This window comes from Streptomyces sp. NPDC006207 (assembly GCF_040613835.1).
GTDB lineage: Bacteria > Actinomycetota > Actinomycetes > Streptomycetales > Streptomycetaceae > Actinacidiphila.
Map to the genome: position 1 here is coordinate 1 of NZ_JBEXSX010000005.1, position 17,072 is coordinate 17,072.

The window sequence follows — 17,072 nt, forward strand, 5'->3', positions numbered from 1 at the left end:
CGGTGGCGGGCCGGGCGGGGCCGTTGGCGCCGGTCATCGCGGGGTTGCTGGTGCGGGAGCCGGAGCGGCGTCTGTCGGCGGCGGAGGCCGAGCGGATGCTGCGGGCGAGCGCCGCCGAGACCGAGACCGCCAGCGTTCCCCGCGAGAGCCTCACCCTGTTGCACACCGCGCCGACCGCCGTCGCCCGGCCCCCGGCACCGGCCGCGCAGCCCGCGCCGTCGCCCGCCCCCACGGTCCCCTCGGGGGTCCCGGTCCCGCCGCCCGCCCCGGAGCGGCGTCGCCGCACCGGCGTACGGGTGCTGGTGGCCGTGGCGCTGGCCGCCGCCCTCGCGGGCGGCGGGTTCTACGCCGCCGAGCACTTCGGCAGCGCCGGCGGCGCGCAGGGCGACGGGGCGCGGCCGAGCCATTCCGCGACGTCGTCGCCCCCCTCACCCTCCTCGCCATCCTCGCCCGCACCGTCCGTGCCGGGCCCGTCGCCCGTGCCGGCCGGCTACCACCTCGCGGAGGAACCGGACCGCGGGTTCTCGGTCCCGGTGCCCGACGGGTGGACCCGCAAGGTCAGCGACGACGGCCAGCAGGTCATCTACGTCGACCCGACCGGTCTGGCCGGCATGCGGATCGGCACGCTGGACTACGCGGCCAACGACCCGCTGGAGCACTTCGAGGAAGAGGAACAGCAGACCATCCCCAAGCTGCCCGGGTACGAGCGGCTGCGCATGCAGAGCACCCGCTGGCGCGAGCGCCCGGCGGCCATCTGGGAGTTCAGCTTCGAGGGCAAGGCCCGCGACTTCCGCGCCATCGACCTGGGCTTCGGGGAGCCCGGTGAACGCGAGTTCGCCGTCTACCTCTCCGCGCCGACGGCTCAATGGGGTGATTTCCGGCCGGTCTTCGACAACGCGGTGGCCGGACTCGTCGTCCACGACTAGCACACGTCGGGGCCGGGGTGGGACCACGGCCCCGAGTCAGGGATGATGGAGGTCTCCATCCCCCGGTCGCCGACAGCAGGCGATGAGGGAGCTTCATCTTCAGCGACGGCAGAGGGAATTCATGGGCCAGGCGCACGACACCGACCAGCGTCTCATCGCCGACCGCTACCGTCTCGGCGCCGTCCTCGGCAAGGGCGGCATGGGTACCGTCTGGCGGGCCGTCGACGAGACGCTCGGTCGCACGGTCGCCGTGAAGGAGCTGCGCTTCCCGCACAACATCGACGAGGACGAGAAGCGCCGCCTGGTGACCCGCACCCTGCGCGAGGCCAAGGCGACCGCCCGGATCCGCAACACCGGGGCCGTGACGGTCTTCGACGTCGTCGAGGAGGACGGCCGGCCCTGGATCGTCATGGAGCTGGTCGAGGGCCGCTCGCTGTCGGACGCGATCCGCGAGGACGGACCGCTCACGCCCAAGCGGGCCGCCGAGGTCGGGCTGACCGTCCTGGACGTCCTGCGGGCCGCCCACAAGGAGGGCATCCTCCACCGCGACGTGAAGCCGTCCAACGTCCTGATCGCCGACGACGGCCGCGTCGTGCTCAGTGACTTCGGCATCGCCCAGATCGACGGCGACCCGTCGGTCACCTCCACCGGCATGCTCGTCGGCGCTCCCTCGTACATCTCGCCGGAGCGGGCGCGCGGCCAGAAGCCGGGCCCGCCGGCCGACCTGTGGTCGCTGGGCGCCCTGCTGTACGCCTCGATCGAGGGCCGGCCGCCGTACGACAAGGGCTCCGCCATCGCCACGCTCACGGCGGTCATGACCGAGCCGCTGCGCACCCCGCGCAACGCGGGCCCGCTGGCCGACGCGATCCAGGGGCTGCTCAACAAGGACCCCGAGCTGCGGCTGGACGACGCGGGTGTGCGCCCGCTGCTCACCGGCGTCGCCCACGCGCCGGACGTCCCGGTCGCGGAAGCCACGCGCACCATGCCGCTGCCGCCCTCCGACCCGCAGCCGACGCCCACCGACGCGCCGCCGGCCACCCGGGCCGCCGCCGCCGACCAGGCGGCGCTGCGGGCCGCCAAGGCCAAGCCGGAGCCCGAGACCGCCCCGGCGGCTGCGGTCACCCCGGCGACCGCGTCCGCGCCGGTCGCGCCGGTACCGGTCCCCGCCCCAGCCGCCGCCCCCCGGGTGCCGCTCCTGGCCTCGCTGGACGAGCGCCGCCGCCGCGGACTGCTCTTCGCGGCGGTCGTGCTGGCCCTCGCGCTGCTCGGGACCGGGATCGGGTTCTGGGCCGCCCAGGGCGACGACGACCCGGGCGCCAGGCAGCCCGCCAAGCCGCCCGCCTCGGCGAGCCCCAAGTCCGGTGACGACGGCGTCCAGGACGGCAAGGGCGGCGACGACCAGGGCAAGGGGAGCGAGGACGGCTCCGGCAAGGGCGGCGACGACAAGGGGAACGACGACAACTCCGGCAAGGGTTCGGGCAGTTCCTCCTCCGGGTCCTCGGGCGGCTCCGGCAGCGGGAAGGACGGCGCCGCCGCCGTTCCGGCCGGCTGGAAGACCTACACCGACTCCGAGGGCTTCTCGATAGCGCTGCCGGCCGGCTGGGCCGCGAACAAGGAGCGGGCCGGCAACGGCTGGATCTTCAACGCCCGCCACAGCCCCCGGGTCCAGGTCGACTACACCCACAGCCCGGGCAAGAGCGCGGCGGACGCCTGGCGCCAGAACGAGTCGGGCACCGCGGCCAGGTTCCCCGGTTACCAGCGGGTGTCCATAAAGGACGTGGACTACCGCGGCTACCGCACCGCCGCCGACTGGGAGTTCACCTACACCTCCGGCGGCACCAAGATGCGCGCCGTCAATCGCGGCTTCGTCGTGGACGACGGTCACGGATACGCCATCCTCTTCATCGCGCCGGACGCCGAGTGGAACGGCAAGAAGACCACGGAGATGCGTGAGGCGCTCTACAAGACCTTCAAACCGGCCAAGTGACGCCGCTCGAGCACGTATCGTGAGTCATTGCGGACTGTCCGCATCCAGAACGGATCGGATCTGACGCTTTGGGGAGGCGTCGTGGACGACTACGCGGGACGCGTACTGGCCGACCGCTACCGCCTGCCGCGGCCGCCCGCCGACGAGTTCGAACTGGTGGAGACCCGGGCCTGGGACACCTTCAGCAACCAGGAGGTGCTGATACGCCAGGTCCTGCTCCCCGAGGTCGTCAGCGCCGAGCCCGAGCCCCAGCACGGTGACGGAGGGGACACCGCCCGCCGGGCCCTGGAGGCGGCGCGGGCCGCGGCCGCGATACCCGATCACCCCCGGCTGGTGCAGGTCTTCGACATCTTCGTCGAGGACGGCAGCGTGTGGATAGTGAGCGAGCTGGTCGCCGCCCGCCCGCTCGCCGCGGTCCTCGCCGACAAGCGGCTCAGCCCGTACCGTGCCGCCGAAGTGGCCTCCGACGTGCTGACCGCGCTGCGCGTGCTGCACACGCAGGGCTGGGTCCACCGCAACGTCACCGGCCGGACCGTGCTGGTCTGCGACGACGGCCGGGCGATGCTCTCGGGCCTGGCCGTGGGCGCCGCCCAGGAGGCGCTGTGCGGGTACAACCCGGTGCCGGTGCCCGCCATGGCCGGGGGCGGTGAGGCACCCGGCGGCAGCTGGGACGGCCCGCACTCCGCGCTGGAGCTGGAGCGCGCCCGGCAGGCCCGGCTCACCGTGGTCGGCCCGGTCACCGAGCGGTGGGCCCCGGAGCAGGCCACCGAGGTCCACGAGAACTGGCAGCTCGCCCCGCCGGTCGGCCCGGCCGCCGACCTGTGGGCGCTGGGGTCCCTGCTGTTCCGCAGCGTCCAGGGGCATCCGCCGTTCCCGGAGGAGAGCACGGCGGAACTGGTCCAGCTGGTCATCGCCGAGCCGCCCGCGTACGCCGAGGAGTGCGGCCCGCTGCGGCCCGTCGTGGAGTCCCTGCTCCGCCAGGACCCGGAGGAGCGGCCCGACGCGGAGGAGCTGCGCGGCTGGCTGCGCTCGCTCGTCCGGTCCGCGCCCGAGCCGGACCTGGGGCTGAGCACGGTGCCCGTGCCCGCCGACGATCCGCACAAGCTGCCGGTCGTACGGCGCCGCGGCGAACTGGTGCGCCGCCGCAAGGCCGCCGCCGACCCCGTACCCGCCCATCCCGCCCACGGGCGCCACAAGCGCACCAAGGAGCGGCGGCAGGGGACGGCACGCGGCCCGCGCAGCCTCGGGGTCACCCTGGTCGCCCTGGTGCTGCTCCTGATGGTCGCCGCCGTGCTGTACGCGGTGCTCTTCATGCCGCGCGGCGGGGCGGCGGACGACCGGGGCGCGGCCGGCGCCACGCGGACCCTGCCCGCGCAGGTGCCCGGCGGCGACGAGCGGCCGCAGACGACCAAGCCGTCGGGCACCAAGGCCCCGCGGAGCACGGCCCCCGCCACGAGCGCCCCGCCGCCCACGCGGTCCGCCCCCGCGGACGACGCCGCCACCACGGGCCTCGGCGGCGACTTCCGGCTGCGCACCGACCCGGCCGGCTTCAGCCTCGCCGTCCCCAACGGCTGGCAGCGGACCGGGAGGAACGCCGACGGTCAGGTCCGCTACACCGGCGGCGACTACCAGCTGCTCGTCGTACCCGGCCGCGACTCCGTCGCCGACAAGGGCGGCGACCCGATCGTCTACCAGAACGACGAGCCGGAGCTGGCGGGCTTCCGCGCCTCCGGCTGGTCCTCGGCCTCCGGCCTGCGCCGCCTCGACATGGGCGGGATCGCCGCCGCCGAAGGGGAGTTCAGCTGGAGCGACGGCTCCGGGCGGCAGCTGTTCGCGCGCAACCTGGTGATGATCCGCGACGGCAGGTACCACGTGGTCCTGGTCATCGGGCCGGACGGCCGGCGCGCCGACGTCAAGCGGTACTTCGAGAAGGCCGCGGAGACCTACCGCACCACCTGAGTGCGGCCGGCCCGGACCGGAACCGCGCGGCTGCGGCGCGCGTCGCTGAAGCCGTGGGGGCAGGGGTGTGAGCGGGAGCGGAAGCGTGCTGGCCGGACGGTACCGGCTCGGCGACGTCATCGGCCGCGGCGGCATGGGCCGGGTGTGGGAGGCCCAGGACGTCGTGCTGCGGCGCACCGTCGCCGTCAAGGAGCTGACGCCCGGCGCCCACCTCGCCGAGGACGACCGCGCCGTGCTCCAGGAGCGCATGAAGCAGGAGGCCCGCGCCGCCGCCCGGATCAACCACCCCAACGTGGTGACCGTCCACGACGTCGTGGAACAGGACGGCCGGCCCTGGATCGTCATGGAACTGGTCGACGGCCGTTCCCTGGACGAGGTGGTGCGGCGGGACGGCCCGCTGCCGCCGCGGCGGGCGGCCGCCGTGGCCGCCGCCGTGCTGGAGGCGCTGCGCGCGGCGCACGCCGCGGGGGTGCTCCACCGGGACGTCAAGCCGGCCAACGTGCTGCTCGCCCGCGACGGCCGGGTCCTGCTGACGGACTTCGGCATCGCCGTCGTCGAGGGTGACTCGGCGATCACCCGGACCGGCGAACTCGTCGGCTCCGTCGACTACCTGGCGCCCGAACGGGCCCGCGGCGGCCGTCCCGGGCCGGAGTCCGACCTGTGGTCGCTGGGCGCCACGCTCTACGCGGCGGTCGAGGGCCGCTCGCCGTTCCGCCGCACCTCGCCGATCGGCACCCTGCAGGCCGTGGTGTACGAGGACCTGCCCGAACCCCGGGCGGCCGGGCCGCTGCGGCCGGTGATCGCGGCGCTGCTCGCCAAGGAACCGGCCGCGCGGCCGGAGGCCGGGCACGTGGCGACCACCCTTGCGGCCATCGCGGCCGGTGGTCCCCGGCGCCGCCCCGGCGGGCGGCGTACCGCCCTCGTGGCCGCCGCGGTCGCGGTGGCGCTGCTCGCGGGCACCGGAGCCGTCCTGGCGGTAGTGAAGCGGCACGGCGACGGCCCCGGGGTCCCGGCCGGCTACGTGCGGGTCCACGACCCGGCGGGGTTCAGCCTGACCGTGCCGCGCGGCTGGAAGCGGCAACTGGACGGCGACCAGATCGACTACACGCCCGACGACGGCGCCCACCGGCTGCGCATCGGCGTCGGCCGCGCGGCGCCGGGGCTCAATCCGTACATGCACCTGCTCGAACTGGAGAAGAGCGTCCGGGCGCTGCCCGGCTACACCCGGGTGCGGCTGCACCAGAACACCTTCCGGGGCGGTGACGGCTGCCTGTGGGAGTTCAGCTGGACCGACTCCAAGGAGCACCCCGGCCCGCGCCGCGCCGTCGACCAGGCGTACGTCGCGGCCGACGGCAGCGAGTACGCCCTCTACATGGGGGCGCCGGCGGGCGACTGGGCCGCCGCCTCCGCCGTTTTCCAGGTGGCGTTGCAGACCTGGCGACCGGATCCGGGGAACTGACGGTGCGGCATCATGGCCCCATGACGGGCGACGGGGGGCGGCTGGTCGCCGGGCGCTACCGGATCACGGGGCGGCTCGGGCGCGGCGGCATGGGCACGGTGTGGCGGGCCGACGACGAACTGCTGGGCCGCCGGGTGGCGGTCAAGGAGTTGCACGCCGACGGCGAGGAGGACCGCGCCCTGCGGGAGGCCCGCACGGTCGCGCAGATACGGCATCCCCATGTGATCGTCCTGTTCGACGTGGTCGAGGAGGACGGCCGCCCCTGGATCGTCATGGAACTCGTCGACGGCCGCTCCCTGGCCGAAGTCCTCGCCCAGGACGGCCCGTTGGCACCGCGCGAGGCCGCCCGCGTCGGCGCCGCCGTCACCGGTGCGCTGCGGGCGGCGCACGAGCGCGGGGTCCTCCACCGCGACATCAAGCCCGGCAACGTCCTCGTCGAGCACGGCACCGGGCGGGTCGTGCTGACCGACTTCGGCATCGCGCGGGTGGCGGGCGCGACCACGCTGACCAAGGCCGGGGACTTCGTGGGCTCTCCGGAGTACACCGCCCCCGAGCGCATGTCCGGGCAGGCCGCCGGGCCCGCCTCCGACCTGTGGTCGGTGGGCGTCCTGCTGTGCGCGGCCGTCGTCGGGCGGTCGCCGTTCCGCCGCGACTCCCTGGGGGAGGTGCTGCACGCCGTCGTCTTCGACGAGATCCGGCCGCCGGAGCGGACCGGGCCCCTGCTGCCGGTGGTCGAGGCGCTGCTGCGCCGCGAGCCGGGGCGGCGCCCGACCGCGGAGGAGACCGAGACCCTGCTCGCCGCCTACGCGGAGACCGGCGTGCCGCCCACCGCGGTGCCCGCGCCGGCGCCCCTCCCGGAGGCGGAGCGGCAGGACGCGCCGCTTCCCCGGGCCCGGCGCAGGCGGGCCCCGCTCGCGGCCGCGCTGGGCGTGGCGGTGCTGGCGGGGGCCGGTGTCGCGGCGGCGTCCCTGCTGCCGGACGGGGGATCGCCGGGGGGCGGCGCCTCCCCGGTCCGCACCGTCGCCACGAGCGGCAAGGCCACGCACGCCACCCCGTCCGCCGCGTCCACGCCGTCCGCCCCGGCGCCGTCCGCCCCGGCGCTCCCCGCGGGCTTCCGCACGGTCGACGATCCCGCCGGTTTCTCGCTCGCCCTGCCGGAGGGCTTCCGGCGCTCCCTGGAACCGCCGCGGATCTTCTACTACTCCGCCGGCGAGGAGTTCCGCGTCGGCATCCGCAGCCAGCCGCCGGACGCCCGCGGCCCCGAGGCGGTCATGCGGGCCCAGGACGCCTCGGGCCCTGCGGCGTACCAGGGCTACCGGGACGGTTTCGTCACCCCCACCACGCAGAACGGGCACCCGGCCGCGCTGTGGCAGTTCACCTGGGACGGCTTCACACCCGGCGAACCGCGCCGCACCTTCGACCTGTGCTGGGAGGAGGGCGGCCGCCAGTACGACCTGTGGGTCTCCTCGCCCCTCCAGCTGGCCGAGCGGGGACGGGACTACTTCGACACCGCCCGCGTCACCTTCCGCACCGGATGAGGTCCCGGCGCGGGCGGGCCGGGGACGGGTCGCGGCGTTCCTGCCAGCTTTTGCTGGCGTAATTGTGAAAACTGGCTACTGACGGGTATGCACGCGGTGTCACCGCGTCGTACGCTCCCGCCATGACGGACTCTCCTACTGCCGGTAACGGCAATCCGGTCGCCCCCTCCGGCAGCAGGACCGCCGCGGACGTGGTGACACCGGACCTCGTGGCGCGGCTGACGCGGGGCGTCGCCGGCAGCGGCCGCACCGTGAACCACACGCCGCTGACCGGCGAGAAGCTGGCGGAGCTCCCCGAGTCGACGCCGGAGGACGTGGCGGCGGCCTACGACCGGGCGAGGGAGGCGCAGAAGGCGTGGGCGGCGACGCCGGTGCGCCGCCGCGCCGCGGTGCTGCTGCGCTTCCACGACCTCGTGCTGGCCCGCCAGTCCGAGGTGCTGGACCTGATCCAGCTGGAGACCGGCAAGACGCGGCTGCACGCGCACGAGGAGGTGCTCGCGGTCGCCGTCGCCGCGCGGCACTACGGCGTCAAGGCCCCGTCGTACCTGAGGCCCAAGCGGCACACCGGCGCCATCCCGGCCCTCACCAAGGTGCGGGAGCTGCGGCACCCGCGTGGTGTCGTCGGCCAGATCGCGCCGTGGAACTACCCCCTGGAACTCTCCATCGGCGACGCGCTGCCCGCCTTTGCGGCCGGCAACGCCGTGGTGATGAAGCCCGACACCGAGACCGCGCTGACCGCCCTGTGGGCGCGCGAGCAGCTGATCGAGGCCGGACTGCCCGCCGACGTCTGGCAGGTCGTCATCGGGGAGGGCCCGGTCGTCGGCCCGGCGGTCGTGGAGCACGCCGACTACGTGTCCTTCACCGGCTCCACCCGTACCGGCCGGGACGTGGCCGCGCGGGCCGCGGCCCGCCTGATCGGCGCCTCCCTCGAACTCGGCGGCAAGAACGCCCTGCTGGTGCTGGAGGACGCCGACCTCGACAAGGCGGCCGAGGGCGCGGTCCGCGCCTGTTTCTCCTCGGCGGGCCAGCTGTGCATCTCCATCGAGCGGCTCTTCGTCCACGCGTCCGTCGCCGACGCCTTCCTGGAGCGCTTCACCGCGCGCGCCGGCGCCCTCAAGCTCGGCACCGCCCTCGCCTACGGCGCCGGGATGGGGTCGCTGGCCGGCGAGCGCCAGCTGGAGACCGTCACCCGGCACGTGGAGGAGGCCGTCGCCAAGGGCGCCACCGTCCTCACCGGCGGCAGGGCCCGGCCCGACGTCGGCCCGTACTTCTTCGAGCCGACCGTCCTGGACGGCGTCGAGCCGCCGATGGCCGTGTGCGCGGAGGAGACCTTCGGCCCGGTGGTGTCCGTGTACCGCTTCACCGACGAGGACGAGGCGGTCGAGCGCGCCAACGCGACGCCGTACGGCCTCAATTCCAGCGTCTGGACCAAGGACACGCGCCGCGGCGCCCGCATCGCCGCGCGTCTGCGCAGCGGCACCGTCAACGTCAACGAGGGCTACGCGCCGGCGTACGGCAGTGTGCAGTCCCCGATGGGCGGCATGAAGGACTCCGGGCTCGGCCGCAGGCACGGCTCCGAGGGCATCCTCAAGTACACCGAGGCGCAGACGGTGGCGACGCAGCGCCTGCTGCCGATGGCCCCGTCATTGGGCATGGACGACGCGGCGTACGCGGCCTTCATGAGCCGCAGCCTCCGGCTGATGAAGGCGCTGAGGCTCCGCTGATGGAGGGGGAGCGGATGTCCTACGACTACGACGTGATCGTGATCGGGTCCGGCTTCGGCGGATCCGTGTCGGCGCTGCGCCTGACCGAGAAGGGCTACACGGTCGGCGTCCTGGAGGCGGGCCGCCGCTGGACGCGGGAGTCGCTGCCGAAGAACTCCTGGCACATCAAGGACTACCTGTGGGCCCCGGCACTCGGCCTGTACGGGATCCAGCGCATCCACCTGCTCGACAACGTCATGATCCTGGCGGGTGCGGGGGTCGGCGGCGGTTCGCTCAACTACGCCAACACCCTCTACGTCCCGCCGAAGGCCTTCTTCGAGGACCGCCAGTGGGGCCACATCACCGACTGGCAGGAGGAACTGGCCCCCCACTACGACCAGGCCAAGCGCATGCTCGGGGTGCGGCTCAACCCGACCATGACCCCCTCGGACGTCCACCTGAAGGCGACCGCCGAGCGGATGGGCGTCGGCGACTCCTTCCACATGGCCCCGGTCGGCGTGTTCTTCGGCGACGGCCAGGACGCCTCGGGCGACGCCAGGGCCACGCCCGGCGGCGAGGTGCCCGACCCGTACTTCGGCGGCGCCGGCCCCTCCCGGCGGGCCTGCACGGAGTGCGGGGAGTGCATGACCGGCTGCCGCCACGGCGCCAAGAACACCCTCAACGAGAACTACCTCCACCTCGCCGAGAAGGCGGGTGCCGAGATCCACGCGATGACCACCGTCACCGGGCTGTCGGAGAACGCCGAGGGCGGCTACGACGTCACCGTCGTCCCCACCGACCGCCGGCGCAAGGCGAAGCCGCGCGTGCTGCGTGCCGGGCACGTGGTCGTCGCCGCCGGCACCTACGGCACCCAGACGCTGCTGCACCGCATGCGCGACGCGGGCCGGCTGCCCGGCCTGTCCGCGCGGCTCGGCGAGCTGACCCGCACCAACTCCGAGGCGCTGGTGGGCGCCCAGACCAACAGCCGCCGCTACCGCCGGCGCACCGGCGAGCAGCGGGTGGACTTCACGCGGGGCGTGGCCATCACGTCCTCGATCCACCCCGACGGGAACACCCACATCGAGCCGGTCCGCTACGGCAAGGGCTCCAACTCGATGGGCGGCCTGTCCATCCTGCAGGTCCCGCACGGCACGCGGCTGCCGCGCGGGCTGGCCTACCTGGCGCACTGCGCCCGTCACCCGGTCCTGCTGATGCGGTCGCTGTCCAACCGCCGCTGGTCCGAGCGCACCATCATCGGCCTGGTCATGCAGTCCCTGGACAACTCGCTGACCACCTACCGCAAGCCCAAGGGCCTGGGGAAGGGACTGCTCACCGCCCGGCAGGGGCACGGCGCGCCCAACCCCTCCTTCATCCCCGAGGGCGCCGAGGCCGCGCGCCTGCTGGCCGAGGAGATCAACGGCTTCGCGGGCAGCAACGTCGGCGAGTTGATGGGCACCCCGCTCACCGCCCACTTCCTGGGCGGCTGCGTGATCGGCGAGGACGCCGGGCACGGTGTGATCGACCCGTACCACCGGCTGTTCGGGCATCCGGGCATCCATGTGGTGGACGGTGCCGCGGTCTCCGCCAACCTGGGGGTCAACCCCTCGCTCACGATCACCGCGCAGGCCGAACGCGCCATGTCCCTGTGGCCCAACAAGGGCGACGCCGACCCGCGTCCGGCCCAGGGCGAGGCCTACCGGCGCGTCGCCGCGGTCGAGCCCAAGCACCCGGTCGTCCCGGCGGACGCGTTCGGTGCCCTGCGGCTGCCGGTGCTGCCCGTCCCGCCGGTCCCGCCCAAGGCCTGATCCCGCCGGACGCCGAGGGGGCCCGCACCCGTCCGGGTCGCGGCCCCCTCGGCCGTGCTCCATACGGGTCCCGGACCGCGCGCGGGGCGCGATGCGGGGTCCGACTCACTCGATCGAGGGTCGGATACCTGCCCAAGTGCCGCGAAATGAGTAGTGTGTTCCTCGCAGAGCGGCCGGTCCCGGGCGTCCCCGGAACCGACCGCCACTTTGAGTCGTGACCGGGCTGCTGTCCCCTGCTGTCCGGTCACCGGATCACCGGAGCGAGGTCCCACGGCGCGCCGCATTGCTTCCACTCGCGCGGGCGCGCCTCATCGCTCCGGTGGCACCCCGCCCAGCTGCGTCTGAGCGGTGTCCACGCGTGGTGTTCGACGTCCTTGCTTCCCTGGCCCGGGGTGACCGCGCCTGGCTGGCACGGACACCGGATTCAACGAAGGCGCCCGTAGGCGGTCACGTGCCGTACGGGTGATGCCCCCCGAACGGGTCACGGGGCCGGTGCCACGGGGGTTTCAGACCCGTCCGCGGCACAGTTCCAGCAGGGTCATGGCGAGGGTCGTGCCGGGCTTGCCGAGCCGGTCGCTGTAGCGGCGCAGGATGTCCATCTCGCGGGAGAGGTGCACCCGGCGGCCGCCGGACTCGATGCGGGCGCGCTGGATGCCGGCCGAGACGGTCATGCGTTCCCCCACCAGCGCGATGATCCTCGCGTCGAGGTCGTCGATGCGCTCGCGGGCGTCCGCGATGACGGCGGCGGGGTCGGTGGCGGGGGCGTTTGCAGGGCCGGTCGTCCGCGGTGCTGCCGGGGTGCCGCTCATGGGGTTCCTCCTCGGGGGCCGGGCCTCCGGGGCCGCACGGGACGGGAAACGCCAGGCGCCCCGGGCCGTGTGGCCCGGGGCGCCTGGTGACGTCTGGTTGCGTTTCCTCGCTCAGACAGCACGACCATGGCAGCCGGACCAGCCGGTGCCATAGGTAAACGCGAAGCGCGTGCCGTGGAGCATGCGGCACAGTCTGCGCCCCCGGGCCGGGGAAGTAAAGCCGTGGGCCCCGGTAGAATCGGCAGGGACCCCACGTTCGACACCGCCGGAAGGCCCACCGTGGCATCAGCGACCCCAGCCGCCCCCGACACCGTCCTCGTCGTTGACTTCGGGGCGCAGTACGCCCAGCTCATCGCCCGCCGCGTCCGTGAGGCCCGGGTCTACAGCGAGATCGTGCCCAGCACGATGCCGGTCGAGGAGATGCTGGCCAAGCGGCCCGCGGCGATCATCCTGTCGGGCGGCCCCTCGTCCGTGTACGCCGAGCACGCCCCGCGGCTGGACCGCGCCCTGTTCGAGGCGGGCGTCCCCGTCTTCGGCATGTGCTACGGCTTCCAGCTGATGGCGATCACCCTCGGCGGCACCGTCGACAACACGGGGTCGCGCGAGTACGGCCGTACCCCGCTGCACGTGGGCAAGACCGGTTCCACGCTCTTCGAGGGCACCCCGGCCGAGCAGTCGGTGTGGATGTCGCACGGCGACACCTGCTCCGCCGCCCCGGAGGGCTTCACCGTCTCCGCCTCCACCGACCTGGTGCCGGTGGCCGCGTTCGAGAACGACGAGAAGAAGCTCTACGGCGTCCAGTACCACCCCGAGGTCCTGCACTCCGACCACGGCCAGCAGGTGCTCGAGCACTTCCTCTACCGCGGCGCGGGCATCGCCCCCGACTGGACCACGCACAACGTGGTCGAGGAGCAGGTCGCCGCGATCCGCGCCCAGGTCGGCGACAAGCGCGCCATCTGCGGCCTCTCCGGCGGCGTGGACTCCGCGGTCGCCGCGGCCCTGGTCAACAAGGCCATCGGGGAGAAGCTGACCTGCGTCTACGTGGACCACGGCCTGATGCGCAAGGGCGAGTCCGAGCAGGTCGAGAAGGACTTCGTGGCCGCCACCGGCGTGCAGCTGAAGGTCGTCGACGCGCAGGAGCGCTTCCTCACCGCGCTCGCCGGGGTCTCCGACCCCGAGGAGAAGCGCAAGATCATCGGCCGGGAGTTCATCCGGGTCTTCGAGCAGGCCGCGAGCGAGATCGTCGCCGAGGCCGGCGCCCACGGCGAGTCGGTGGAGTTCCTGGTGCAGGGCACCCTCTACCCGGACGTCGTGGAGTCCGGCGGCGGCACCGGCACCGCCAACATCAAGTCCCACCACAACGTGGGCGGCCTCCCCGAGGACCTGCAGTTCCAGCTCGTCGAGCCGCTGCGCAAGCTGTTCAAGGACGAGGTCCGCATGGTCGGCCAGGAGCTCGGCCTGCCCGAGGAGATCGTCCAGCGCCAGCCCTTCCCGGGGCCGGGCCTGGGCATCCGCATCGTCGGCGAGGTCACCAAGGAGCGCCTGGACCTGCTGCGCGACGCCGACGCGATCGCCCGCGAGGAGCTGACCGCCGCCGGTCTCGACCGCGACATCTGGCAGTGCCCGGTGGTCCTCCTCGCCGACGTCCGCTCGGTGGGCGTGCAGGGCGACGGCCGCACCTACGGCCACCCCATCGTGCTGCGCCCGGTCTCCAGCGAGGACGCCATGACCGCGGACTGGTCGCGGCTGCCGTACGAGGTGCTGGCCCGGATCTCCACCCGGATCACCAACGAGGTGGCCGACGTCAACCGCGTCGTGCTGGACGTCACCAGCAAGCCCCCGGGCACCATCGAGTGGGAGTAGCCCCCCGGCGTGGGGCAGGCTTGGGGCGATACCGGGGAAACCTGGTATCGCCCCTGTTCATCTGCGGTACCTCGGGGTAACTTCCGCGCCATGACCGACACCGTGCCGCAGCCCGTACCGCCCGATCGGCTCCATTTCGCCCTCCCGCCGACCTTCGAGGACCCGGCGGAGGAACGCCGCCACCGCAAGGAGCGGCTGGTGGTGGCGCTGCGGGCGTTCGCGGAGCTGGGGTTCGAGGACGGGGTGTCGGGGCACATCACCGTGCGCGATCCGGAGCTGCCGGACCACTACTGGGTGAACCCCTTCGGGGTGCCGTTCCGGCACCTCACCGTGGGCGAGGTGATCCTGGTCAACCAGTACGGCGCCGTCGTCGAGGGCCGGCACCACGTCAACCAGGCGGCCTTCACCATCCACGCCCACGTGCACACCGCACGGCCCGACGCGACGGCCGTCGTCCACAGCCATTCCACCTACGGCCGGGCGCTGGCCGCGCTGGGGGAGCGGCTGGAGCCGATCACCCAGGACGCCTGCGCCTTCTACGAGGACCACGCCCTGTTCGACGCCTACACCGGGGTCGTCGTGGACGAGGCGCAGGCGCGGCGCATCGCGGTGGTCCTGGGGGCGCACAAGGCGGTCGTGCTGCGCAACCACGGGCTCCTGACGGTCGGCGAGACCGTGGACGCGGCGGCGTGGTGGTTCATGACGATGGAGAAGTCCTGCCAGGTGCAGCTGAGCGCGAAGGCGGCGGGCAAGCCGGTGTGGATCGCGCACGAGGACGCGATCGCCACGCGTGAGCAATTGGGACACGATCTGGTCGCCTGGATCAACTACCAGCCCACCTATGAACGGATGGCCCGCGATAATCCAGAGCTTTTTGATTGAACGACGGCCGCTTCGCCTACGTATCTCCTAGGGCGCTCCTGGAGAATCGGTCCGGGAGGGGATCCACGGCGGGTGTGTGCGAGAGGGCGGACGTCATGAGCGTGACGGGCACAACGGGCATGAGCGGAACGAGAGACACGGAGCGGTACCCCAGTCAGGGACCGTGGCGGGACACGGCACGGCGTTACGCCCTGCTGCCGCTGCGCATCTTCCTCGGCGTGACCTTCGTCTACGCCGGCTTCGACAAACTGATGTCCGACAGCTTCTTCACCGACGGCGCCCCGGGCTCGCTCGTCGGCACCCTGAACGCGGTGCGCGACAGCGCCGCGATCCCGGCCATGGTCGACCTGGCCCTGAAGAACCCGCACGGCTTCGGCTACGCGATCGCCTTCGGCGAGATCGCCGTCGGCGTCGGCACGCTGGTCGGCCTGCTCAGCAGGATCGCCGCCCTCGGAGGGGCGCTCATCTCGCTGAGCCTGTGGCTCACCGTCAGCTGGGCCACGCAGCCGTACTACTACGGCAACGACCTGGCCTACCTGATGGCCTGGCTGCCGCTGGTCCTCGCCGGCGCCCCGCTACTGTCCGTCGACGCGATGATCGCCGGACGCCGCGGCCGGGGACGGCGCGGCCTGGCCTGAGCGCCGGGCGCTCCGCCCCCGGAGCATCCGGGAGGTGACCGCGCCGAGCGCCGCGAGCCCCAGACCCGCACAGGTCAGGGGCACCGCGGCGTGCGGGGACAGCGACACCTCGCCGGCGGCGTCGAGCAGGAACACCGCGGCCAGTCCCAGCAGGACCAGGCCGGTCAGGAGCGCCGCGGGCGCGAACCGATGCCGTCTCACGGGAACTGCACCACCTTCACCTGTCCGACGCCCACTTCCACGTCGAGTTCCACCGTGCCCGCGGACTTCCGGCCGTCCACCGGGTCCAGGGTCACCTTCCGGTCCAGTCCGGGCTGGACGTCGATGTCCTTATCCTTCTCGCCGGGCAACTGCACGTCGCCCACGCCCACCTGGACGTGCATCCGCAGCGTGACGTCCTCCGGGATCCTGACCACCAGCTGTCCCGCCCCGACCTCGGCCCGCGTCGTGACGGTGCGGCCGCCCGGCTGGAGCCCGGACAGGTCCAGCGTCGCCCGGCCCGTGCCCAGCTCGTACGAGTCCTGCACCGCCGAGAGCGTGGCGGGGGTCCAGGTGCGCTGCTTCCAGTCGGTGCCGACCGACCGCGGCAGCGTCGTGGAGCCCACCAGCAGCGCGGCGGTCAGCAGCACCGTGAAGACGGTGCCGCCGCCGAGCCGCCCCCACCAGGTGCTGATCACGAAGCCCAGGCCGAAGACGGCCAGCGCCGAACCGAGGCCGATCTGCACGCCGGTGGCCAGCGGCTGGGACGACCAGGACGCGGCCAGGCCGGCCGCGGCCGCCGCCGTCGCCGCGAAGAACACGACCACGCCCAGCCAGGCGCCCTCGCGCCGCACCGCCCGGCGCCGGTCCCGCCACTCGCGGCGGTCGCGCTCCACGTCCGCGGGACCGTCGTCCGGCCCCCACAGGTAGCCGCCCGGCCCCGGCACGGCCGGCGCGTCCTCGACCGAGGTCTCCTTCCACCACGCTGCCGTGGCGGGCTGCGGCGGCGGCTGGGTCGGTGGTGGCGCGACCGGCTGGGCGGGCGCCTCGGTCGCCTGGCGCCGGTGCACCGACCAGTACACGGCACCGGCGAAGGCCGCCAGCAGTCCGAGGGAGAAGGCCAGGTTCCCGCCGCTGCCCAGCATCGACAGGAACAGCCCGCAGCCGACCAGCGCGACCAGCACCGCCGTCAGCGCGGTCCCCTCCACCCGGCCGGACAGCAGCCGGTGCGCCTCGCTCTCGGTCTCCCCCTCCAGCGGGACGAGCAGCCACGCCAGGCCGTAGGCCACCAGCCCGAGGCCGCCGGTGAGCGCCAGCACGCCGAGCACGATCCGGAAGACCACCGGGTCGATGTCGAAGTACCGTCCCGCGCCCTCGCAGACGCCGGCGACCACCTTCCGTTCGCGGCACCGCGCCAGCCGCCGGCCCGGCGGTGCCCCGGCCGCCTCCGTCTCCGTGTGCTGCTCCGTCATGGCTCCATGGTGGCGGGCCGGGACGTGTGCCGGTATCCGGAACGACCCTGAC

13 protein-coding genes are annotated in these 17,072 nt (G+C 73.9%); 10 read left to right on the forward strand and 3 right to left on the reverse strand.

All coding sequences use genetic code 11. From position 1 onward, the window contains the following. The 7 genes from ABZ312_RS05030 to ABZ312_RS05060 form a co-directional block, all read left to right on the forward strand. A partial coding sequence (locus ABZ312_RS05030) for a serine/threonine kinase C-terminal domain-containing protein (RefSeq protein WP_500436498.1) occupies window positions 1–926 on the forward strand: 926 nt, incomplete at its 5' end. 121 nt (window positions 927–1,047) lie between these two features. After that, the gene (locus ABZ312_RS05035; protein WP_500436500.1) at window positions 1,048–2,913 is read left to right on the forward strand and encodes a serine/threonine-protein kinase; all 1,866 of its coding nucleotides are present in this window, start codon (window positions 1,048–1,050) and stop codon (window positions 2,911–2,913) included. A gap of 81 nt (window positions 2,914–2,994) precedes the next feature. Continuing rightward, window positions 2,995–4,872 (forward strand): serine/threonine protein kinase, encoded by a 1,878-nt coding sequence (locus ABZ312_RS05040; protein ID WP_500328073.1) that lies wholly within the window; start codon window positions 2,995–2,997, stop codon window positions 4,870–4,872. A gap of 85 nt (window positions 4,873–4,957) precedes the next feature. After that, window positions 4,958–6,331, forward strand: a complete 1,374-nt coding sequence (locus ABZ312_RS05045) for a serine/threonine-protein kinase (protein ID WP_500328071.1) — start codon at window positions 4,958–4,960, stop codon at window positions 6,329–6,331. A gap of 20 nt (window positions 6,332–6,351) precedes the next feature. Further along, window positions 6,352–7,869, forward strand: coding sequence for a serine/threonine-protein kinase (locus ABZ312_RS05050; RefSeq protein WP_500328070.1), 1,518 nt, complete (start codon window positions 6,352–6,354; stop codon window positions 7,867–7,869). Window positions 7,870–7,991: 122 nt separating this feature from the next. Beyond that, on the forward strand, window positions 7,992–9,593 hold the full coding sequence (locus ABZ312_RS05055; protein ID WP_500358923.1) for a succinic semialdehyde dehydrogenase: 1,602 nt from the start codon (window positions 7,992–7,994) through the stop codon (window positions 9,591–9,593). Beyond that, window positions 9,593–11,377: a GMC oxidoreductase gene (locus ABZ312_RS05060; protein ID WP_500358925.1), complete on the forward strand. Its 1,785-nt coding sequence runs from the start codon at window positions 9,593–9,595 to the stop codon at window positions 11,375–11,377. The genes ABZ312_RS05055 and ABZ312_RS05060 overlap by 1 nt, the downstream gene beginning before the upstream one ends. Window positions 11,378–11,883: 506 nt before the next feature. Here the strand turns inward: ABZ312_RS05060 and ABZ312_RS05065 are convergent. Continuing rightward, a complete protein-coding gene (locus tag ABZ312_RS05065; protein ID WP_500328066.1) occupies window positions 11,884–12,186 on the reverse strand; it encodes a chorismate mutase in 303 nt (100 codons plus the stop codon). Between the two features lie 279 nt (window positions 12,187–12,465). Between ABZ312_RS05065 and guaA the strand changes: the two genes are divergently transcribed. The 3 genes from guaA to ABZ312_RS05080 all read left to right on the forward strand — a co-directional run bounded on the left by guaA (window position 12,466) and on the right by ABZ312_RS05080 (window position 15,569). Beyond that, window positions 12,466–14,049 (forward strand): glutamine-hydrolyzing GMP synthase, encoded by a 1,584-nt coding sequence (gene guaA, locus ABZ312_RS05070; protein WP_499513496.1) that lies wholly within the window; start codon window positions 12,466–12,468, stop codon window positions 14,047–14,049. A 90-nt stretch (window positions 14,050–14,139) separates the two neighbouring features. Then, a complete protein-coding gene (locus ABZ312_RS05075; RefSeq protein ID WP_500328065.1) occupies window positions 14,140–14,931 on the forward strand; it encodes a class II aldolase/adducin family protein in 792 nt (263 codons plus the stop codon). Between the two features lie 119 nt (window positions 14,932–15,050). After that, window positions 15,051–15,569, forward strand: coding sequence for a DoxX family protein (locus tag ABZ312_RS05080; protein ID WP_500328064.1), 519 nt, complete (start codon window positions 15,051–15,053; stop codon window positions 15,567–15,569). On the opposite strand, the gene ABZ312_RS05085 is transcribed toward ABZ312_RS05080, so the two are convergent. Further along, the gene (locus tag ABZ312_RS05085; protein WP_500436502.1) at window positions 15,507–15,770 is read right to left on the reverse strand and encodes a hypothetical protein; all 264 of its coding nucleotides are present in this window, start codon (window positions 15,768–15,770) and stop codon (window positions 15,507–15,509) included. The two genes, ABZ312_RS05080 and ABZ312_RS05085, sit on opposite strands and share 63 nt — an antisense overlap. Then, window positions 15,767–17,020 carry a PspC domain-containing protein gene (locus tag ABZ312_RS05090; RefSeq protein ID WP_500436504.1) on the reverse strand — a complete coding sequence of 418 codons (1,254 nt, stop codon included), beginning with the start codon at window positions 17,018–17,020 and terminating at the stop codon, window positions 15,767–15,769. The genes ABZ312_RS05085 and ABZ312_RS05090 overlap by 4 nt, the downstream gene beginning before the upstream one ends. Window positions 17,021–17,072: the final 52 nt, after the last annotated feature.